At 55.4% G+C, this 20,836-nt stretch carries 21 protein-coding genes; 12 read left to right on the top strand and 9 right to left on the bottom strand.

Features of this window, described 5'->3' with window-relative positions; translation table 11 throughout:
• The first annotated feature begins 28 nt into the window (after positions 1–28).
• A complete protein-coding gene (locus M2406_RS08815; RefSeq protein WP_012145574.1) occupies positions 29–955 on the top strand; it encodes a N(4)-(beta-N-acetylglucosaminyl)-L-asparaginase in 927 nt (308 codons plus the stop codon).
• 9 nt (positions 956–964) lie between these two features.
• Here the strand turns inward: M2406_RS08815 and M2406_RS08810 are convergent, their stop codons facing one another.
• From M2406_RS08810 to M2406_RS08785, 6 genes are all read right to left on the bottom strand, one after another.
• Positions 965–1,957 carry a LacI family DNA-binding transcriptional regulator gene (locus tag M2406_RS08810; RefSeq protein WP_223272841.1) on the bottom strand — a complete coding sequence of 331 codons (993 nt, stop codon included), beginning with the start codon at positions 1,955–1,957 and terminating at the stop codon, positions 965–967.
• 61 nt (positions 1,958–2,018) lie between these two features.
• Positions 2,019–3,152 (bottom strand): ABC transporter ATP-binding protein, encoded by a 1,134-nt coding sequence (locus M2406_RS08805; RefSeq protein ID WP_259189652.1) that lies wholly within the window; start codon positions 3,150–3,152, stop codon positions 2,019–2,021.
• On the bottom strand, positions 3,152–4,561 hold the full coding sequence (locus M2406_RS08800) for a M17 family metallopeptidase (RefSeq protein ID WP_259189651.1): 1,410 nt from the start codon (positions 4,559–4,561) through the stop codon (positions 3,152–3,154). The genes M2406_RS08805 and M2406_RS08800 overlap by 1 nt, the downstream gene beginning before the upstream one ends.
• A gap of 3 nt (positions 4,562–4,564) precedes the next feature.
• Positions 4,565–5,398 carry a carbohydrate ABC transporter permease gene (locus M2406_RS08795; protein ID WP_012145570.1) on the bottom strand — a complete coding sequence of 278 codons (834 nt, stop codon included), beginning with the start codon at positions 5,396–5,398 and terminating at the stop codon, positions 4,565–4,567.
• Positions 5,388–6,329, bottom strand: a complete 942-nt coding sequence (locus tag M2406_RS08790; protein WP_259189650.1) for a carbohydrate ABC transporter permease — start codon at positions 6,327–6,329, stop codon at positions 5,388–5,390. The genes M2406_RS08795 and M2406_RS08790 overlap by 11 nt, the downstream gene beginning before the upstream one ends.
• A gap of 273 nt (positions 6,330–6,602) precedes the next feature.
• Positions 6,603–7,877 carry an ABC transporter substrate-binding protein gene (locus M2406_RS08785; protein WP_165366778.1) on the bottom strand — a complete coding sequence of 425 codons (1,275 nt, stop codon included), beginning with the start codon at positions 7,875–7,877 and terminating at the stop codon, positions 6,603–6,605.
• Between the two features lie 738 nt (positions 7,878–8,615).
• Here M2406_RS08785 and M2406_RS08780 point away from each other — a divergent pair.
• The 6 genes from M2406_RS08780 to ompC all read left to right on the top strand — a co-directional run bounded on the left by M2406_RS08780 (position 8,616) and on the right by ompC (position 16,542).
• A complete protein-coding gene (locus M2406_RS08780) occupies positions 8,616–9,830 on the top strand; it encodes an aspartate aminotransferase family protein (RefSeq protein WP_012145567.1) in 1,215 nt (404 codons plus the stop codon).
• Positions 9,831–9,882: 52 nt separating this feature from the next.
• The gene (gene astA, locus M2406_RS08775; protein ID WP_012145566.1) at positions 9,883–10,917 is read left to right on the top strand and encodes an arginine N-succinyltransferase; all 1,035 of its coding nucleotides are present in this window, start codon (positions 9,883–9,885) and stop codon (positions 10,915–10,917) included.
• The gene (gene astD, locus M2406_RS08770; protein ID WP_259189649.1) at positions 10,917–12,389 is read left to right on the top strand and encodes a succinylglutamate-semialdehyde dehydrogenase; all 1,473 of its coding nucleotides are present in this window, start codon (positions 10,917–10,919) and stop codon (positions 12,387–12,389) included. The genes astA and astD overlap by 1 nt, the downstream gene beginning before the upstream one ends.
• An 83-nt stretch (positions 12,390–12,472) precedes the next feature.
• A complete protein-coding gene (gene astB / locus M2406_RS08765) occupies positions 12,473–13,813 on the top strand; it encodes an N-succinylarginine dihydrolase (RefSeq protein ID WP_135344210.1) in 1,341 nt (446 codons plus the stop codon).
• Positions 13,814–13,824: 11 nt separating this feature from the next.
• Positions 13,825–14,808: a succinylglutamate desuccinylase gene (gene astE / locus M2406_RS08760; protein WP_259189648.1), complete on the top strand. Its 984-nt coding sequence runs from the start codon at positions 13,825–13,827 to the stop codon at positions 14,806–14,808.
• 651 nt (positions 14,809–15,459) lie between these two features.
• Positions 15,460–16,542 carry a porin OmpC gene (gene ompC / locus M2406_RS08755; RefSeq protein ID WP_012145562.1) on the top strand — a complete coding sequence of 361 codons (1,083 nt, stop codon included), beginning with the start codon at positions 15,460–15,462 and terminating at the stop codon, positions 16,540–16,542.
• Positions 16,543–16,628: 86 nt separating this feature from the next.
• On the opposite strand, the gene M2406_RS08750 is transcribed toward ompC, so the two are convergent.
• Both M2406_RS08750 and M2406_RS08745 read right to left on the bottom strand, forming a co-directional pair.
• Complete coding sequence (locus M2406_RS08750; RefSeq protein ID WP_112362316.1) at positions 16,629–16,853, bottom strand: biofilm development regulator YmgB/AriR family protein; 225 nt, start codon at positions 16,851–16,853, stop codon at positions 16,629–16,631.
• A 130-nt stretch (positions 16,854–16,983) separates the two neighbouring features.
• Entirely contained in the window at positions 16,984–17,175 is a 192-nt protein-coding gene (locus M2406_RS08745; protein WP_012145560.1) for a YebW family protein, read from the bottom strand.
• A gap of 226 nt (positions 17,176–17,401) precedes the next feature.
• Between M2406_RS08745 and lysM the strand changes: the two genes are divergently transcribed.
• The 5 genes from lysM (at position 17,402) to M2406_RS08720 (ending at position 20,282) form a co-directional block, all read left to right on the top strand.
• A complete protein-coding gene (lysM, locus tag M2406_RS08740; protein ID WP_012145559.1) occupies positions 17,402–17,848 on the top strand; it encodes a peptidoglycan-binding protein LysM in 447 nt (148 codons plus the stop codon).
• Between the two features lie 285 nt (positions 17,849–18,133).
• Positions 18,134–18,274, top strand: coding sequence for a hypothetical protein (locus tag M2406_RS08735; RefSeq protein WP_165366775.1), 141 nt, complete (start codon positions 18,134–18,136; stop codon positions 18,272–18,274).
• Positions 18,275–18,297: 23 nt separating this feature from the next.
• Positions 18,298–18,462 carry a hypothetical protein gene (locus M2406_RS08730; RefSeq protein WP_017893125.1) on the top strand — a complete coding sequence of 55 codons (165 nt, stop codon included), beginning with the start codon at positions 18,298–18,300 and terminating at the stop codon, positions 18,460–18,462.
• A gap of 97 nt (positions 18,463–18,559) precedes the next feature.
• Entirely contained in the window at positions 18,560–19,501 is a 942-nt protein-coding gene (locus M2406_RS08725) for a pirin family protein (protein ID WP_259189958.1), read from the top strand.
• Between the two features lie 427 nt (positions 19,502–19,928).
• Positions 19,929–20,282, top strand: coding sequence for a DUF1304 domain-containing protein (locus M2406_RS08720; RefSeq protein ID WP_112362314.1), 354 nt, complete (start codon positions 19,929–19,931; stop codon positions 20,280–20,282).
• Positions 20,283–20,311: 29 nt separating this feature from the next.
• Here the strand turns inward: M2406_RS08720 and M2406_RS08715 are convergent, their stop codons facing one another.
• On the bottom strand, positions 20,312–20,698 hold the full coding sequence (locus tag M2406_RS08715; RefSeq protein ID WP_012145556.1) for a helix-turn-helix domain-containing protein: 387 nt from the start codon (positions 20,696–20,698) through the stop codon (positions 20,312–20,314).
• Positions 20,699–20,836: the final 138 nt, after the last annotated feature.

The following is a 20,836-nucleotide window of genomic DNA, read 5'->3' as shown; positions in this document are numbered from 1 at the left end:
CTTAACGCCGTGCGGGAAACAGAACCCTATGATTGTGATTGCAAACTCTGAAGGACATCCGGGCATCGGTCTGTCGGCCGAACGGCTGCAGCAGGGGCACAACGGCCTGCGCGCCATCGTTGAGGGCATCAAGCTGGTGGAGTTGGATCCGAGCGTGCGCACCGTGGGTTATGGCGGCTGGCCCAACGTATTGGGTGAGATGGAGCTGGATGCCTCGGTGATGGACGGCGATAGCTTGCGCACCGGCGCGGTAGGGGCATTGCAAGGATACCTGCATCCGGTGGAGGTGGCGTACCGGGTGATGGAAGACCTTAACCACGAGATCCTGGTTGGCGCCGGGGCGGCACGTTTTGCCGCTGAAATTGGCGCACTGGCCGGTGACAATCTGATTGCCGACTCCAAACGCGTTTGGTGGGAAAAGCTCGAGCAGGCGATGAGTGCCGAACAGCGTCGTGACTGGCCGAATATCCCGCTGGCCGGGCTGTCGAACAACGCTACCGATCCGGAGCGAGTGCGCGATACCACGGTATTTTTAGCGCAAGATAGCGGGGGCACCCTCAGTGCCGCTACCTCTACCTCGGGCTGGGCGTGGAAATACCCTGGGCGGTTGGGAGACAGTCCGATCATCGGCAGCGGCTCCTATGCCGACAGCCGTTATGGCGCCTGCGCCTGCACTCACACCGGGGAAATGACCATCCGCTGCGGCACCAGCCGCGCCGTAGTGCTGTACATGAAGATGGGCATGACGCTGGATCAGGCGGTGTATGAAGCGATCGAGGATTTGAACTACCTGAAGGACGGTTATACCGAAGGGGTGACAATCCATGCCGTCGATAAGCAGGGCAACCACAAGGTGGTCAGCCTCAATTGCCCCGGCCCGATCCAATACTGGCTGTGGCAAACCGGCATGGTAGCACCGGAGTTACGCGATGCCGAGATTATTACTACCCGCTGAAAGGCCGGGTTAGCAGGAGGCGCGCACCACCAGTTCGGTGGGGATGGTCACCTGCTGCGGCGCGGCCTGCGGGCTGCTGCTGCGCAGTTCGATCAGTTGCACGATGGCGGCGATCATCGCACTGATATCCCGCCGTACCGAGGTCAGTTGGTAGCTCGGCCAGGCGGCCATCGGAATATCGTCGAAGCCGTAGACCGCGACGTCCTGCGGGATGCGCAGCGGCGTATGCAAACGAATATAATCCATCACCCCCATCGCCATGGAATCTGCGGTGCAGAAGATCGCCTGCGGGGCCGGCCGTGCCGCCAGCAGTTGCGGTGCCAGTTTGAAACCGCTCAGGTAGCTGTAGTCACCGCTGAGCTGGGCCACGATTTGCAACTGCTGCTGCGCCGCCTGGGCTAAAAAGGTCTGTTGGCGCAGCTGTTCCCCTTTGGCGCTGCTGCGTCCGCCCAGCACCGCCACCCGTTGTTGTCCCTTTTGCGCCATCAGCGCCGCCAATTTTTGCAGGCTGGGGGCCTCATCGGCGTTGAGCGCATCGCACAGGGCATCGCCTGCCAGGCCGTTGAGCATAATCGGCGTGGCGACGCGAAACAGATCTTTCGCGGCGCGGGCGCTGATGTTGTCGGCGAACACCACGGCAGAATCGACGTGATAGGAAATGGTTTGTTTCAGGTAGCCGGCCGGATCTTCGATGCCTTCCAGCCGAATCATCACCGCCTGCCGGTTGCTGTTTTGCAACTGCTCCACCAGACGGTCGAAAAACTCCAGGTCGGACAGGTCATGAAAGTGGTTTACCACCACCGCGACAAAGCCGGTTTTGCCGGTGTGCAGGCTCTGGGCGATGGCGTCCGGGGCGTAGCCCAGTTGGCTGGCGACGCGCATCACCAGATCACGGTTTTTCTGCGATACCCGGCCCTGATTGGAAAAGGCGCGGGAAACCACGGTGCGTGAAACGCCGGCCACGCGGGCGACATCGTGAGAGGTGACTTTTTTAATCGGCATGGTGCGCATACTCAACGGAAAACGGGGCGCTGCGGTAGGGTCGCGCAGCGGGCATAGGGTCTCACAGAATGCCGCTCGGTAACACCGTTTCCCTCTGTGGTGCCAGTCGTTCGCCAGTTTGTGAGTCAAAAAAGTGCAGTGCGCTGGTATCCAGCGTTACCGCCAGCGGTTGCCCTTGTGACTGCTGCAACTGAGAATGCTGTTTCACGATGTATTGCGCGCCGTTGTCGCCTTGCACGAACAGATTGCTTTCTGCCCCCAGATTTTCACTGTACACCAGCGTCCCGGTCAGATGCGGTTCTGCCAGCGGTTCGCTGATACGGCAGGCTTCCGGACGGCAGCCCAGCGTCAGCCAGGCCCCCTGTTGCTGAGCCAACGCCGGGAAATCCGCGGTGGCCAGCGGCAGCACCAGGCCCGAATCGCCCTGCAGCACAATCCTCTCGCCCTGAACCTGTACCTGTACCTCAAACAGATTCATTTGCGGTGAGCCGATAAACTCGGCGACAAAACGATTAACCGGACGGTGGTAGAGATCCAGCGGCGTGCCGATTTGCTGTACTTTGCCCTGGTTCATGATCACCACTTTGTCCGCCATGGTCATTGCTTCCACCTGATCGTGGGTGACGTAGATAATGGTGGCACCAATCGCCTTGTGCAGCGCCGACAGTTCCTGACGCATGCGGTTGCGCAGCTTGGCGTCGAGGTTGGACAGCGGCTCATCAAACAGAAACACCTTCGGCCGCCGGACGATCGCCCGGCCGAGCGCCACCCGCTGGCGTTGGCCACCGGAGAGCTGACCGGGTTTGACCTGTAGAAACTCGCTCAGGTGCAGCATTTCGGCGACGGCGGCAATCTGGCCTGCGATCTCCGCTTTGGCCATGCCTTTGATTTTCAGCGACAGCGCCATGTTGTCGTACACCGTCATGTGCGGATACAGCGCATAGCTCTGGAACACCATGGCGATATCACGGTATTTGGGCAGTACTTCGTTCATGCGTTCGCCGTCGATGCGTAATTCGCCGGAGGACAGGGTTTCCAGCCCGGCGATCATCCGCAGGGTGGTGGATTTGCCGCAGCCCGATGGGCCGAGCAGCACCACAAATTCGCCTTTTTCCACCTGCAGATTAACGTTGCTGGCGGCCTGATAGCCGTTGTCATAGCGTTTGTTGATATCAAGCAATTCTACGTAAGCCATTAGTGCTCCGTTTCGGCAAGCAGGGAACTCAGCCGTGCCAGCAGCAGCACGCCGAATGAGGACGCGCCGTTGGCATACAGTTTGCGGTGCGGCATATCGGTCGACATGGCGGCGATGTCCAGATGCGCCCAGCGTTGACCCGGTTGTACGAATTCGCTGATAAAGGTCGCCGCCACGCACGGGCTGCCGTGTGGATCTTCACCGCCGTGGCGGTAGTCGGCGAATTCAGACTTCAGCACGCCGCGATACCAGCCGCCGTGCGGCATCGGCCACACCGGTTCTGCGCTGACCTGGCCCGCCTGGGTGACCTGCGCCAAAAAAGCTTCGTCGTTGCCCATCATGGCGGCATATTCCTTGCCCAGCGCCACGCCGGCGCCGCCGGTCAGGGTCGCGATATCCAGCAGATAATCCGGCTGGAAGCGTTGCTGGGCATAGCTGATCACGTCCGCCAGCACCATGCGGCCTTCGGCGTCGGTGGAAATGATCTCCACCGATTTACCGTTGTGCATAGTGACAACGTCACCAGGCCGTTGGGCACGGGAGGAGGGCATGTTTTCCACCAGCCCGCACAGGCCAATGACGCGGATGGGTAATTGCAGTGCGTCGATAATGCGCATGGCGCCCACCACCGCGGCAGCACCGCCCATATCGAACTTCATGGTGCTCATGCGTGCCGCGCCTTTGATACTGATGCCGCCGCTGTCGAAGGTAACGCCTTTGCCGACCAGTGCCAGCGTGTGGCGTGCATTGGCCGGGTGGTGATCGAGGATCAGCAACTGCGACGCACGGGCGCTGCCCTGGCCGACCCCGAGCAGGCCGCCAAAGCCCAGCTCCGCCATTTGTTCATCCCCCAACACCTCCTGGCGCAGGTGACGGAAGGGCAACTGTGCTACCGCTTCTACAAAGCTCTCCGGGTAGAGAATGTTGGCCGGTTTATTCATCAGTTCGCGACCGGCGATCACGCCTTCGGCATGCAGATTAGCCCAGTCGCACAGGGCCTGGGTGGCCGCGTCCTGGCTAGCCAGTGACAGGGTGGGATCGGTGAGCGTCGCGCTGGCGTGATGCTGATAGCGGTAAGCCCCTAAACGCAGGCCGAACAGTAACCAGCGCCAGTTCTCGGCATCAGCCGGCAATTCCGGGGCCAGCGTCAGGCGGAGCTGTTGCAGCCCGTAGTCTTTTTGCCCGGCGGCGATCGCCGCCCCGGCATCCTGCAGCGCGGTAGGGGTCAGCGGCGTGCCGATGTTGAGCGCAAAACGGCTGTCACCCAGTGGATAAAGTACGCCGACGGCCGCCCGTTGCAGACCGGCATTTTGCAATGTGGCAGGCAGTTGGTCTTCTGCGGCGGCAAACAGGATCACTTGTTGACGCTCGCTCGCGCCGTTAGCGCGGTAAATATCTATTGATTGCATAAGTTACCCTTTAACCGCCCCACGGGTGAGGCTTTCCATCATTTGTTTGGACGAGAAGATAAAGGCGATCAACAGCGGCACGATCGCCAGGAAACTGCCGGTCATCACCAGGTTCCACGGCGTGGCAGTGGCACCGCTCAGGCTGCGCAACACCAACTGGAGAATTTGTTTGTCCGGCGACTGCAACGCCACCAGCGGCAGCATAAAGTTGTTCCAGGTATCGACCACCACCACGATCGCCACCGTCAGCAGCGCCGGACGCATTAGCGGCAGGCCGATACGCAGGAAGATTTGCAGTTCGTTCAGGCCATCCATGCGCGCACTGTCGAGAATTTCGCTGGGCAGCGAAGAACTGACGTACTGGCGTACCAGGAAAATGCCGAAGATGTTGACCCCGGCGGGCAGCCAGACAGCGGCGAACTGATCCAGCAGGCCGACGCTTTTGATCACGAAGAAATAGGGCACCAGGTTGACCACGCTGGGCACCATCATGGTCAGCATCAGGGTAGTGAACAGGACCTTTTTGCCTTTGAACTGATAAACGCTGAAGGCGTAGCCCGCAGCGGCGGAAACCAGCACGCTGGTCAGCGTCGCCATGGCGGTGACATACAGGGTATTGAGCAGCGCATGGGTGAAGGGGACTTGCTGTTCAAGCCCTTGGTAGTTTTCCAGCAGGTGGCTGCCAAAGCGCAGCGACATGCCCATGATGCTGCGGGTGTCCTGCGTCGCCAGCAAGGCCGACCAATAGAACGGGAATAATGACAGCGAAGCAAACAGTGAGACCAGCAGGTAAATCACCAGTTTGCCGGTGTCAAAACGGCGGCCGTTAGCGTTCATTGTTCAATCCTCCACGCTTGCCAAAGCCCCAGAACACCAGGGCGCTGACCACGGCAATCAACAGGAACAGGATCCAGGAGATTGCCGAAGCGGTACCCATGTCCAGATAGGACCAACCGGTTTTGTACACGTACATCGATACCGTCTGGCCGCTGTTGTCGACGCCGCCGGTGCCTTGCGTGAGGATCATCGGTTCATTGAACAATTGCATATTGCCGATCAGCGTCATCAAGGTGGCGAAGAAGATAAAGGGCGCCAACAGCGGCAGGGCGATATAACGAAATTTTTGCCAGCGGCCGGCGCCGTCCAGTTCAATCGCTTCGTACAGGTCCGGTGAGATCGACGCCAGACCGGTCATGTAGATCACCGTATTGATGCCGGTAAACTTCCAGGTCACCTGATTGGCGATGGTGAAGCGGATCCAGTCACTGTCAAAGAAGTTGATGGGCAACTCCGCTGCCAAGGTTGCGAGGTGCAGTTTGGTGGCTAGCCCGCTGAGCAGTTCGTTAACCATGCCGACCGGGGAGAACAGGTTAAACACAATCAGGCTGACGGCGACGGACGAGGTGATGTAGGGCAGGAAGATCGCCGCCTTCAAAAAGCGTCTGCCGCGCACGATGATGTGCAGCAATGAGTAGGCCAGGGTGATGGCGAACAGGTGCTGGCACAGGCCGGACACCAGCGTAATTTTGATGGTGTTGACCAGCGACACCCAGAAGGCATCGTCGGTGAAGGCATAGTAAAAGTTATCCAGTCCGACAAACTTCATCGAACTGAGCCCTTTGACCGGGTTCCAGGACTGAAATGACAAAAACGCCGAGAAGAAGATCGGGAAGGCGTTGAACACCGCGAACAGCAGCATAAACGGCAGCAGCAGCAGGTAGGCGGTGCGGTGATCGTGCAGCAGCCCTTTGAAAAATCGCTTACGCATAGACTCCCCGAACCGACGGAAAACGAAAGATCAGCGGCCGACTGACCGCCGGAGTTAGATAAAATGTTGCTTACTAGCCTGAGATACCCGGGCCTAGCGCACCGAGGGGCCATTATGGGACACATCCATGTGTCCCACCCTGCGGGCCGACTGGAAGTCGTTCTAATTTGCTCCCGGCAAATTGGTCGGCAGCCAAGGCTGCTACGACCCCTTCGGCACGCTCTCCCTAATAACTGACTTGATCAGCCGTCTGAAGTAGACAGCAGGGCCGGATTATAGTGCGCGCATCCGCCGCTCGAGCAGCTTGTTGGCATCGCGCAGGGTGCTGTCGATGTCCTGATGCTGCACCAGAATTTTCTTCGCCGCTTCGTTAAGAATTTCGTTGGCGATATTGTCTTCCGGCGATGAGGCGACCGGTTTCAGATCTGGCACCAGGCTGGCGTAGTAGCGCATCGAATGCTGACCGCCGAGAATGCTGCTCGGTGTGTCAAAGTAGGGCGCGTTATACACGTCGAGACGGGCAGGCAGGGTACCGGCGGTTTTCGCTGCATCGATCACCACGTCACGCTGCATAAAGTACTGAATGAACTGCCAGGCCGCCTGGGCGTTTTTGCTCTGTTTCGGGATCACCAGCGTGGTGCCGCCGGCATTGACCTTGATATTGCCCGGCACGCCGGTTACGCGCCACAGGCCGGCCTTGGCGCCGTCCGGATCCAATTCCTGTTCAATACGACCTTCGTCCCACGGGCCGTCGATATCGGCGAACAGTTTCCCCTGGCGGTAGAGCTTGATGTATTCCTGCGAGTTGGTTGAGCCGTCGAGCGAGGCCGCCAGCCCTTTGTCATACAGCGTTTTAATCACCGTCATCAGCTGTTTGATCTGCGGCGAATCAAGATTGGGTTTGCCGTCTTTGGTGTATACCGGCTTGCCCGGTTCACTGTTCATGCCCACCACCAGCGGGTTGATCAAACTGGTGGCGGCCGGGAGCAGGTAGGCGCCTTGCTCTTTTTTCAGTTTTTCCCCGAAGGCGATAAAGCTGTCCCAGCTTTGGGTGATGTCTTCAATCTTCATCCCCGCCTTCTGCACCATGTCGTTACGGTAGATCATGACCACCGGCCCGGTGTCGTAGGGCACACCATAGATATTGCCGTCGTTGCCCTTCGCCAGGCTGATCATCGAAGGATCAAACTGCCAGCCCTGGCTATCGATGCTGAACGGTGGGGCGCTCAGGTTGTTCAGGCCACCGGAATTGGCAAAACTGCCCAGCTTGATGGTGCTGACGCTGAAAATATCGGCGGCACCCTGGCCGACGGCCAGCGCGGTCGTCAGCTTTTGATGGCAGTCGGCGAAGCCGCATTTGATCGACTGCACCTGGATGTCCGGATGTGCCGCCTCAAAGTCTTTAATCACCTTGTTGATGTAATCATTCGGCAAATAGTTGGCGAAGGTAATGCTGGTGTTGGCGCTGGCGGAAACGGGCAGGGCCAACAGCACGGCCAGTGCGGCCCCGGTGATCCTATGGTTAGTACGCAAGCAGAAATGAGCCATGATAACCCCGATGCTGTGCAGTCGATGTGGTGTGTTTTTTCATCATGGAACACGTGTTCCATTGAAATTAACCTATTATCGTGTCCCCAGACTGTCAACAAATTGTTCGGTAAGTTAACAAATATGAGATCTGGCGCGGAAGTTGCCCGCAGAGACGCCCGATGATGGTTCACCTGGCGTCACGCAGAGCCTGATCTGACGCGGGTTTGCCCGTGTTTGGTGCATTCTTTGCACCGAAGTGGGGCGAAAGTGTGATCGGGCGCAGATCGGGCCAAATTATTTTTGCGAGCGCGATCAGAATTATTGAAGTTTTTTGTAATTGAATAGGATTTCGCGGCCAATGATGATTCTTGGCCTTATTTTTCCAATTATTCATTACCAATGCATATTTATTGCATAAGTATGCATTGTAAGCCGTTGTTTTAGCGTAAAAAAACGCAAAATCCGCCAAAAATCCCAGTTTGGCACGATAGCTGCTCTACACTCTTTATCAAACGGCATGTATTTTAACTGCTCGTTAACATTTATTCCCCGTTACAGGACCCGATACCCGGCATAAATAGCGAAAAATGCGTTTGATGTAACAGATTTGTTTCTGAATAGACGGTGAAAGGCAGAGTTATCACCGGTCGAAAAGTCGAACCCACGGCGCAGTTTTTGTTGTTTTGTTGCGGAACATTCGGGCTGGAGCGGCCCTTACAGTCAAAATTCAGTCTTTGCTGAAGTTATGAGGTCATTATGGAACAGCCAATCGCAGTTACCCGCCAGTCTTTCGACGACTGGATGGTCCCGGTTTACGCCCCCGCTGATTTTATTCTGGTACGGGGAGAAGGTTCGCAGGTCTGGGATCAACAGGGTAAGTCTTACATCGATTTTGCCGGCGGTATCGCGGTCAACGCGTTGGGCCATGCTCACCCGGTGGTGACGGCAGCATTGGTGGAGCAGGCGGGCAAACTGTGGCATCTGGGCAACGGCTACACCAATGAGCCGGTACTGCGTTTGGCCAAACAGCTGATTGACGCCACCTTTGCCGACAAGGTGTTTTTCTGTAACTCCGGGGCGGAAGCCAACGAAGCGGCACTGAAGCTGGCACGTAAACGTGCGCTGGACCAGGGCAACAGCAGCAAGAATCAGATTGTGGCATTTAACAACGCCTTCCACGGCCGCACGCTGTTTACCGTCTCTGCCGGCGGCCAGCCGAAGTACTCCAAAGATTTCGCCCCGCTGCCGGGCGGTATCACCCACACGCCGTTTAACGATCTGGCGGCCGCCGCCGAAGTGATCAACGACCACACCTGCGCAGTGATCGTCGAGCCGATTCAGGGCGAAGGCGGCGTGCTGCCGGCCGATCCGGCCTTCTTGCAGGGGCTGCGTGAGCTGTGCGACCGTCACGACGCGGTGCTGATTTTCGATGAAGTGCAAACCGGCATGGGCCGTACCGGCGAGCTGTACGCCTATACGCAATACGGCGTGGTGCCTGACGTGCTGACTACCGCGAAAGCGCTGGGTTGCGGCTTCCCAATCGGCGCCATGCTGACCACTGACGAACTGGCTAAAACCCTGGGCGTGGGTACCCACGGTACCACCTACGGCGGCAACCCGCTGGCGACGGCGGTAGCGGGGGCGGTGTTCTCAATCATCAACACGCCGGAAGTGCTGGATGGGGTTAAACAACGTCACCAGTGGTTCCTCGACGGCCTGAACAAGATTAACCAGCAATACCCGATTTTCTCTGAAATCCGCGGTGGTGGCCTGTTGATTGGCTGTCAGTTGACCCAGGATTATGCCGGTAAAGCGAAACAGATCACCCAACTGGCCAACGAAGAGGGCGTGATTGCCCTGATCGCCGGCCCGGATGTGGTGCGTTTCACTCCTTCGCTGATCATTCCTGAGCAGGATGTGAAAGAGGGGCTGGCGCGATTCGCGCGAGCCGTGGCGCGGATTTGCAGCTAACACACGGGCTGCGCCTTCACCTGCGCAGCCTGCTTAAGAAGAGGTTCGCATTATGATGATTATTCGCCCTATAGAGCGTCGTGATTTGGCTGATTTACTGACGCTCGCCGGTAAGTCCGGCATCGGTCTCACTTCCCTGCCGCAAGACGAAGATACCTTGCTGGCACGCATTGAGCGGGCGTTAAAAACCTGGCAAGGCGAACTTCCGCGTGGTGAGCAGTGTTATCTGTTTGTGCTGGAAGACACGGAGCGCCAACAGGCGGTCGGGGTTTGTGCCATTGAAGTGGCCGTGGGCCTGACCGAACCCTGGTATAGCTTCCGCGTTGGCACCCAGGTGCATGCCTCCAAGCAGTTGAATGTGTATAAATCGGTGCCGACGCTGTTCCTCAGCAACGATCACACCGGCCATTCCGAACTGTGCACGCTGTTCCTCGATCCGGACTACCGTCACGGCGAAAACGGTAAGCTGCTGTCGAAGGTGCGTTTTCTGTTTATTGCCGCTTTCCGTGAGCGTTTCTCTGAGCGTCTGATTGCCGAAATGCGTGGCTTCTCCGATGAAGAGGGTCGTTCCCCATTCTGGGAGAGCGTTGGCAATCATTTCTTTTCCATCGAGTTCGCCAAGGCGGACTACCTGAGCGGCACCGGTCAGAAGGCGTTTATTGCCGAACTGATGCCAAAGCACCCGCTGTATGTCGATTTCCTGGCCGAAGACGCGCAAAAAGTGATTGGCGAAGTGCACCCGCAGACGGTACCGGCGCGCCGCGTACTGGAGTCGGAAGGCCTGCGTTATCAGGGCTATGTCGATATCTTCGACGGTGGCCCGACGCTGGAAGCGGAAATCGATCATATCCGTGCGGTCAAGCAGAGCCGCCTGGTGAAAGTGGTGCTGGATGAAACGCCGATGCGCGCCGATGCGCCGGTTCATCTGGTGGCTAACGATCATTATCAAAATTACCGCGCACTGCTGGTCAATGCCGATCTGTATGACGACCGTCTGCACCTCAATGCGGCCACCGCTGCGGCGCTGGGCGTTGAGCAAGGCAGCCCGGTGCGGGTTATCCCCCTTATTGCACAGGAGAAAGCGTAATGTCACATCCTGCACTGTTTATTAATGGCGCCTGGCAGCAGGGCCGTGGTGCTGAATTCAGCAAAACCGATCCGGTCGACAATCAGCCGCTGTGGCAGGCTAACGCCGCCGACGGCAGCGATGTGGCCGCCGCTTGTGAAGCCGCTCGTGCCGCATTCCCGGCCTGGGCGCGCACGCCGTTTGAACAACGCGAACAGTTGGTAAAACGTTTTGCTGTGCTGTTGGAAGAGCACAAGTCGCATTTGGCGGCCACCATCAGCCGTGAAACCAGCAAACCCCGTTGGGAGACGCTGACCGAAGTCCAGGCGATGATCGGCAAAGTGGCGATTTCCCTGCAGGCTTATCAGGCGCGTACCGGCGTTAGCCAGACCGCGATGGCGGACGGTGCTTCGGTGCTGCGCCACCGGCCACACGGCGTGCTGGCGGTGTTTGGGCCTTACAACTTCCCCGGCCATTTACCCAATGGGCACATCGTACCTGCCTTGCTGGCGGGTAACACGGTGGTGTTCAAGCCGAGTGAGCTGACGCCGCAGACCGCCGAGGAAACCCTGAAACTATGGCAGCAGGCCGGTTTGCCTGACGGGGTGATTAATATGGTGCAAGGCGGACGTGAAACCGGCGAGGCGCTGGCCGCCAGCACCGATATCGACGGTCTGCTGTTTACCGGCAGCGCCGGCACCGGTTATCACCTGCATCGTCAGTTGGCGGGGCAGCCTGAGAAAATTCTGGCCTTGGAAATGGGCGGCAACAACGCGCTGATTGTTGACCAGATTGAAGACTGCGATGCGGCGGTCAACCTGGCGATCCAGTCGGCGTTTATTTCCGCCGGGCAGCGCTGCACCTGTTCGCGCCGTATTCTGGTGAAACGCGGCAGCGAGGGCGATGCCTTTATCGAGCGTTTGGTGCAGGTAGCCAGTGCGTTGCGTATTGGGCGTTGGGACGCTGAACCCCAGCCGTTTATGGGCGGGGTGATCTCTTCCGCGGCGGCAGAAAAAATGCTGGCGGCACAACATCACCTGCTGTCGCTGGGCGGCAAAGCCTTGCTGACCATGCAGCGCCTGGAAAGCGGCAGTGCGTTGCTCAGCCCCGGCATTATTGACGTGACCGGCGTGCGTGACGTGCCGGACGAAGAGTACTTTGGCCCACTGACGACCATCATTCGCTATAACGACTTTGATGAAGCCGTGCGTATCGCCAACCAGACGCGCTATGGCCTGTCGGTCGGTCTGGTATCGCCGCAGCGTGAGCGCTTTGATCACCTGTTGCTGGAAGCGCGCGCCGGTATCGTCAACTGGAACAAGCCGTTGACCGGGGCTTCCAGTGCGGCACCGTTCGGCGGTGTGGGGGCCTCCGGCAACCATCGTCCAAGCGCCTACTACGCGGCGGATTATTGCGCCTGGCCAATGGCGTCGCTGGAAAGCGAAAGTTTGACGTTGCCGGCCAGCCTGTCACCAGGACTGTCATTTAATTAAGTTTTAGCCGCCGCTTTTCAAGCCACAGCGTTGTTACTGTAGGGGCGCAGCATGCAGCGCCCCTACAAGATCAGGAGAACAGCATGTCAGGATATGAAGTCAATTTCGATGGTCTGGTGGGCCTGACGCATCACTACGCCGGATTGTCATTTGGTAATGAGGCTTCGACCCAGCACCAAAATAGCGTGTCGAACCCGAAACTGGCGGCCAAGCAAGGCTTGCTGAAGATGAAGGCGTTGGCCGATCTCGGTTTCCAGCAGGGGGTTTTACCGCCGCAGGAACGCCCGCATGTGCCGATGTTACGTAAACTGGGCTTCAGCGGCAGCGATGAAAGCGTGTTGGCGCAGGCGATGCAGCAATCCCCGCGGCTGCTGTCCGCGCTCAGTTCGGCTTCCTGCATGTGGACCGCCAATGCGGCCACGGTATCGCCTTCCGCGGACAGTGCTGATGGCAAGGTGCATTTTACTGCCGCCAATCTGAACAATAAATTCCATCGTGCGATTGAGGCTGAAACCACCTCTGGCGTACTGCGAGCGATGTTTAACGATCCCCGCCATTTCGCCCATCATGAGGCTTTGCCGCAGGTGGCGCTGTTTGGTGACGAAGGCGCGGCGAACCACAACCGCCTGGGTGGCGACTACGGCAAGCGCAGCGTGCAGATGTTTGTTTACGGCCGTCAGGAGTTTGGTGGCGAAATTGCCCCAACGCGTTATCCGGCGCGCCAGACGCGTGAAGCCGGGGAGGCCATTGCCCGTCTGCACCAGTTGGATGAGCAGCACACGGTGTTTGTGCAGCAGAATCCGGAGGTGATCGATCAGGGCGTGTTCCATAACGACGTGATTGCCGTCAGCAACCAGAACGTGCTGTTCCATCATCAGCAGGCTTTTTATCGGCAGCAACAGGCGCTGGATGAAGTGCGTCGCAAGATGGCGACGCTGGACAGCGAACTGGTGGCGATTGAAGTGCCGACGACGCGGGTTTCCGTGGCGGATGCGGTGGCAACCTACCTGTTTAACAGCCAGATCCTGACCAAGCCAAACGGCAAGATGATGATCGTGGTACCCGAAGAGTCGCGCCAGCACAGCGGCGTCTGGAGTTACCTGAGCGAGATGGTGGCCAGCGGTGGGCCTATTGACGAAATCAAGGTATTCGATCTGCGTGAGAGCATGCGCAATGGCGGCGGGCCTGCCTGTTTGCGGCTGCGTGTGGCACTGAATGAGCAGGAGCTGCGGGCGGTTAATCCGCGCGTGATGATGAACGATAGCCTGTTCGTCACGCTCAATGAATGGGTCGATCGCTATTACCGCGATCGCCTGACGCAAAATGACCTGGCCGATCCGCAACTGTTGCGTGAAGGGCGTGAAGCGCTGGACTCCCTGACAACCATCCTCGGGTTGGGTTCGGTTTATCCTTTCCAACAATAGACGGAGCCACCATGTTTGATTTGTTGGCCCTGACGCTGGCGGGGCAGGTTCCCGCTGAGCAACAGGGCGAAAATGCGAATTTGCACTGGCGTTGGCTGACGGAAGGCCTGCTGGAAATGACCCCGAAGCCAGGTTACCGTCAGGCGGTGGTACTTTCTGCGGGTATCCACGGCAATGAAACCGCCCCTATTGAGCTGTTGAATCAGTTGGTCAAAGACCTGCTCAACGGCGATCGTCCCCTGGCGGTTCGGCTGCTGGTGGTGCTGGGTAATCCGGCGGCGATGCGTGCCGGAAAGCGTTATCTGCACAGTGACATGAACCGGATGTTTGGCGGACGCTACCGCGATTTTGACCACAGCGGTGAAACCGCGCGGGCGCAGCAGCTGGAGCAGGTTATCGCGGAGTTTTTCGCCGATGAGGGCGCTGCACGTTTCCATTATGATCTGCATACGGCAATCCGTGATTCGCGCCTGCCGCGTTTTGGTATTCTGCCTTTCCAGACGCGACCTTACGGTGCAGAGATGCTGGCCTTGCTGGACGCAGCCGATTTGGATGCATTGGTGATCCACAGCGCACCGGGCGGTACCTTCAGCCATTTCACCAGCGAACATGCCGGCGCCGCCAGCTGCACGCTGGAGCTGGGTAAGGCGCGACCGTTCGGCGCGAACGATCTGCAGCAGTTTGCCGCCATTAACCGTGCACTGCAGGCGGCGGTGAGCGGGGAGACTTTGCCGTTGCGGTCAGGAAGTGAACTGCGAATATTCCGCGTTGAACGCTCGCTGATTAAGCGTAGTGAAGAGTTCAGGTTGCATCTCAGTGATGATACCGCCAACTTTACCGAGCTGAAGCAGGGAACGCTGCTGTGTGAGCAGCCTGGCGAAGAGTACCGGGTTCAGCATGTCAGCGAATGGATATTGTTCCCTAACCCAGGGGTAGCGCTTGGGTTGCGTGCCGGCATGGTGCTGGTTGAAGCGCCGCGCAGCACGCTATATTGAAAGAACGCCTTATAAGGCGGTTTTATTCTTATGCTATTTAAGGTTGTAGCGATGTTGGCTGCAACCTCAAATAACCTCGGTATATAATGCTAATTATTTCTCTTATTTCCTCTGGGTTATATTCTGAGATTTGTTTTTTCCTTTTTTATCCTTACCTCTCTCCCATTGTAATTTTTGGTAATTTGAATCGAATTAATTATTCGAATCGGTAAAAGCTTGCCTTAAATCGGGGTAACAGCCCTAAATCAGCTCAATGACTTTACTCAGATAAAAATGTGAAATAAGTAACGTTATTCATAACCCTGCTAAGTTTCATGGTATTTATGAATCGAATGGAAAGCATACAAAAAAGAAACCAAACTGCACCAAATTAGTGCATTGCACCAAATTGGTTATAACTTATGTAGTAAATTTCAATGATAATCAATGGTTTGATTAGTGTGCTGATTGTAATATTTACTTACAAATAAACATGCTTTATCCACGGTGTTTTATGAACTTTTTTATTTGAAGTTGGGATTCATGATGCTAATGTCACATGGCTCCTTAATTAGGGGCGCTCATAAAACACTAAATGATAAAGATCACAGCCCAAACCATAAATTGGGCGTGATGGGCAGGAATTAAAAATTATAATATCTAGGAAAATAAATGATGAAACGCAGTGTATTAGCCTTAGCTATTGCCCTCGGGGCAATCACCTCCTTTGCCAACGCGGCTGAAATTTATAATAAAGATGGCAATAAACTCGACCTCTATGGTCGTGTAGCGGCCAAACATGTTTTCAGCGATGATAAATCCGAAGACGGCGACAAGACTTATGTCCGTTTGGGTTTTAAAGGCGAAACGCAAATCAATGATCAACTGACCGGGTACGGCCAGTGGGAATACAACGTCCAGGCCAACCACGACGAAGGGCAGGGTACCGCGGGCACCAAAACCCGTCTGGGCTTTGCCGGTCTGAAATTTGCTGACTACGGTTCATTCGATTACGGTCGTAACTACGGCGTAGTGTACGACGCAGAAGCTTACACCGACATGCTGCCGGAATTTGGCGGTGACTCCTACAGCTACACCGATAACTACATGACCGCACGTTCCAACGGTCTGGCAACCTACCGTAACCGCGATTTCTTCGGTCTGGTGGAAGGCCTGAACCTGGCGTTGCAGTACCAGGGTAAAAACGACGGTGACGGTCGTGCCGTGAGCAAGCAAAACGGCGACGGTTACGGCATGTCCCTGGATTATCAGGACATCGGCGGTTCCGGCATCGGCGTAGCGGCGGCATTCTCTGACTCCAACCGCACCAGCAAGCAGAAAGAATCCGAGTACGGTAAAGGCGACAGCGCAACAGCCTGGACCACGGCAATTAAGTATGACGCCAACCAGGTTTACCTGGCCGCCATGTACGCCGATACGCGTAACATGACGCCAATCAGCGGCAACGGCATTTCCGGCTTCGCCAACAAAACGCAGAACTTCGAAGTTGTGGCTCAGTACCAGTTTGAAAACGGTCTGCGTCCATCTCTGGCCTACGTGCAGTCCAAAGGCAAGGATATCGAAGGGATTGGCGACGTCGATCTGGTGAAATACGTGGAAGTGGGTGCGACTTACTACTTCAACAAAAACATGTACACCTATGTTGACTATAAAATCAACCAGTTGAACGACGATAACAAGCTGAAACTGAGCACCGACGATATCGTGGCAGTGAACCTGACCTATCGTTTCTAAGTTTCAACGCTATTACCTTCTCCTGTGTCGGGATCAAAGGGTAATGAGGCAGAGCGCTAGCTCTGCCTTTTCTTTTATGGGAGCCACTATCCTCTGGGGGCTTGCCCCATCACTTCAATGGCGGAGCGCAATGTGGCAGAGCGCTGTTGATTGGTCTCATGCTCAATCTCGTTAACCAAATGGGCCAGAATATTATTACCGGAAATTTTTTTATTGAGATTGATCAGCTGGATCACTGCGCCGCCGACCACCAGGCTGACGTCGCGTAGCAGGGCTTCATAATGTTCGTTTGAGAGGGTAGATACGGGCATGACACCGTCTCCATATCGTTCGGGTGAGGCAATTTAGCAAACTGGCGGCATAAAACATCGTCGGTATACCGATTTTCCGATGAATTAGGAAATTCCTCAAAGGAAAATAGCGGAAAAGTTGTCCGACCTCTTACATCGGGGCATATTCGTTGGCAGGTAACCAGAAACCATCGATAAAATCTTCAAACGGAAAACAACCGGCATGGCGCAGGTTCTGTTCTTTCATGCTGATCAGGCACTGGCGTTCATCGCGCAGTACGTCAACCACGATATCGGCGCAACCACCATCCAGATAACAGACAAACATCACCAAGGCGTACATCGCGTCTCATGTCCTTCATCGACTCTTCCATAACCTTATTGTAGGTAAAGTCGGCGATTGTTTCATCTCGGGCTTGCTGCAACCGGGCCGATTGGCAACCCAGGATGGCACTTTCGGATTACTCTAACCGCTTAATACCTCAGGGCCAATGGAATATCCCTCTTGCAGTGCTAAGCTTAACTAGCCTTAAGTCAATGCAACATTGTAACCATCGAAAGGAGTGAATATGGGTTTGTTTAACTTCGTCAAAGAAGCGGGCGAAAAACTGTGGGACACAGTGACCGGCAATGCCACTGCTGAAGACCAAAGCGCCAAGCTGAAGGATCACCTCAATAAAACCGGTTTGCCGGGTATCGACAAGGTTGATGTGCAGGTGGTTGACGGTAAAGCGGTGGTGACCGGGGACGCAGTCAGCCAGGAGCTGAAAGAGAAGATCCTGGTGGCCGTAGGGAATGTCGCCGGCATCAGCGGTGTGGAAGACAAGGTGTCGGTTGAACAGGCTGCTGCAGAAAGCCGCTTCTATACCGTGAAAAAGGGCGACACCCTGAGCGCAGTTTCGAAAGAAGTGTATGGCAACGCCAATCTGTACAACAAGATTTTCGAAGCGAACAAGCCAATGTTGTCCAGCCCGGACAAAATCTATCCGGGGCAGGTACTGCGTATTCCTGAGTAACAACGACAGCCTATGCCTGGCCCGATCTTTGGTCGGGCTTTTTTATTTTATTTAGTATAAGTTAGGCTAATTATCTTCTAGTAGTAATAAGATTTTCGAATGCTATAGGTTCTACGCTATCTCAGTTCTGAGCCAATGTTGACCCTCGGCAGGAAAATTGATAGCGTCTTGCCACTCTTGAGGTCTGAGCGGTATTGGCGCGGAATCTGATAAACCCGCAATGACGGGCTTTTATCAATCACCCCTCACAAAAACGTTAACGCGTGATGAGTTAAGATAGATTCTGTGAAACAACAACGTAATACCTCACAAGATAAAAACTACCGTGAAACTTTGGGAGATGCGCAATTTGCTGTCATTGTGCTGGCGATAGCGTCTTGCTCCCTGATCATCTTTACGCTGTCAGTCACGCTGTGGCTGACATGACGTCTTTCAATACAGGGGATAAAATGGAGCACAATCTCCACGATGAAACCAAACTGTTGGCCGTTATCGGCTTGCTGGTTTCCGTGTTGTTAGTGGTATCAATACTCTTTGGTGTGACTTACTTCTCCGATCTGAAGCATGCGCGCGATGAGGTCGATATAAAGGGTTGCTATATCAAGTCGTCCTAGCGCCAGGGCCTCACAGGTTGCGTTCTGGATGCCGGCTCATGCTAAGCTGGCATCCGGCTACTCACTCACCTGTGTGACGTTCTGGAGGCGTTTTATCATGAGCAATTCCCGCCCAACTCATTCTTCATCTTCCCGTGATTGTCCCGTGGTTGACGGTGTCCGTCAGATCCAACGTATTGCCGTACGCAATGCCGAAGTCGGCGGCATAGGGATTAATCGTGCCTTGCCTACCCGTGAGCGGCGCACCGTGGGTGCCTGGTGCTTTCTCGACCATGCCGGACCCTCGGTTTTCAGCGGTTCTTCGCAGGGGATGGATGTTGGCCCGCACCCGCATATTGGTCTGCAGACCTTTACCTGGATGATTGAAGGGGAAGTGCTGCACCGTGACAGCCTGGGCAGTGAGCAGATTATACGGCCCGGCCAGGTCAATCTAATGACCGCAGGGCAGGGTATCACGCATACCGAGCAATCAACCGGAGAACAGCGGCGTTTGCATGCCGCGCAATTATGGATCGCCTTGCCGGCCGAACATGCCGATATGGCGCCGCGTTTTGATCATTATCCTGATTTGCCATGTTGGGTCAGTGATGCGGTCAAACAGACTTTGTTGGTGGGGGAGTTTGAACAATATCGCTCTCCGGTGTTTACTCTTTCACCATTAATCGCCATTGATCTGGAATGGCAGGCCGACGGCTATTTGCAGTTGCCCCTGCGTGAAGATTTTGAAATAGGCTTTTTGCCCCTTATTGGTGCATTTGAGCTTAATGATGAAAATTTTTCACCCAATGAGTTTGCCTATTTAGGTAAGAATCTTAACCGTATCGGGTTACATGCCAAGAAAGGAAGCCGGGGGTTATTAATCGGCGGAGTTCCATTAAGCGAAGAGATTCTCATTTGGTGGAATTTTGTTGGGCACAACAAGCAGGAGATTGCCCGTGCGCAGCATGACTGGGAGCAGGGGAATAGGCGTTTTCCCGATGTTGTAGGCTATTCCGGCCCGCGCATGGCCGCGCCCCGCCTGCCCTGGAGCGATGTTTGATATCATCAGGCTATAACAAACTAATGGTTTTATTCATTTCGCTCTATTAACGTTAAAATAATGTGATCGAAATTCCATGTTTGGGCGTAAATATAGTTTATCTGGTAAATAGTGATCTGGCGCAAATAAAAGGTCGGAGCAGTGGATTAAGATAAATCTCAAGAAGTGATGTTGTCCACCGCTAGTCTGAAGCCTGTGAGGTCATTATGAGCCAAGTACTCTATCGTGCAAGATTATCCCATGTTGTTATTGCAACGGCGGCTTTTTGGATCTCGATCGCAGCGATGCTGGTTGTTGTTCTTAACTAACTCTGAATGATTATGCAATAAACCCGCCCTGGCGGGTTTTTTTATGTCTGCATATTCGCAATATTCAGAGTGTGGTTATACTTGTTAAACCTAATACCTGATTAACCCTGCAAAATAAAATGATAATTATTTCTAATATAATAGTGCTGCTAATTGCCGCGATTCATCTGTATATCCTGATCCTGGAAATGTTCCTTTGGCAGAAGCCCACCGGCAGACGAGTGTTCGCTACTACCGCCGAGTTTGCTGCGGCAACGCGGGTGTTGGCGGCCAATCAGGGGCTGTATAACGGCTTTCTGGCAGCAGGACTGGCATGGGGCGTCTGGCGAGACGAGCCTGCGATACAGCTATTTTTCCTTGGTTGTGTGCTGGTGGCGGGTGTGTTTGGCGGGTTGACGGCCAGCCGTAAAATTCTCAGGGTACAGGCGTTGCCCGCGTTGATTGGCCTGGTGGCGGTACTGTGGACGCATTAACCCGCCGCTAGCGGCGGCGGGAAAGTCGGTCAGGCGGTCTTTTGATGAATGACGTGCAGCGGTGGAGCGATATGCAGATCCACGCTTAAATCCTGACGAAAATCATAAGGCGTGATATCGAAGCGCTTTCTGAACATATAAGTGAAGTGTGACTGTGAGCCGAAACCAAAATCGAGGGCGATGTCGAAAATAGAGGCGTCACTGCTACGCAACTGGTAAACCGCACCGGCCAGCCTGCGTTCGCGGATGTACTTGCCCAGCGAAATCCCGGTCGCTTCTTTGAACAACTTCTGCATGTGCCACAGAGAGTAGCCGGAGTATTCGGCCAGCTCTTCAAGATGGATCACTCTTCCAAGGTGAGTTTCGACCCATTTACTGAGGGCGCAGACTAATGAGAGGTGGTGTTCTTGTATCATCAGTGCGTCTGTGTGAGATCTACATAGCGCTGAAGTATACACAACTTGCCGCCATGGACAAAAAAGCCGCCGACACCCGGGTGAAATTATTCGGAAAAACCATTGTCAGGTGGCTTGTCAGACCGAAGGGAAAACGGC

It is taken from the genome of Serratia sp. BIGb0163 (genome assembly GCF_024809935.1).
Taxonomy (GTDB): Bacteria; Pseudomonadota; Gammaproteobacteria; order Enterobacterales; family Enterobacteriaceae; genus Serratia; species Serratia quinivorans.
Note: the sequence above shows the minus strand (reverse complement) of the source record. Positions and strands in the feature narration are given on the sequence as shown.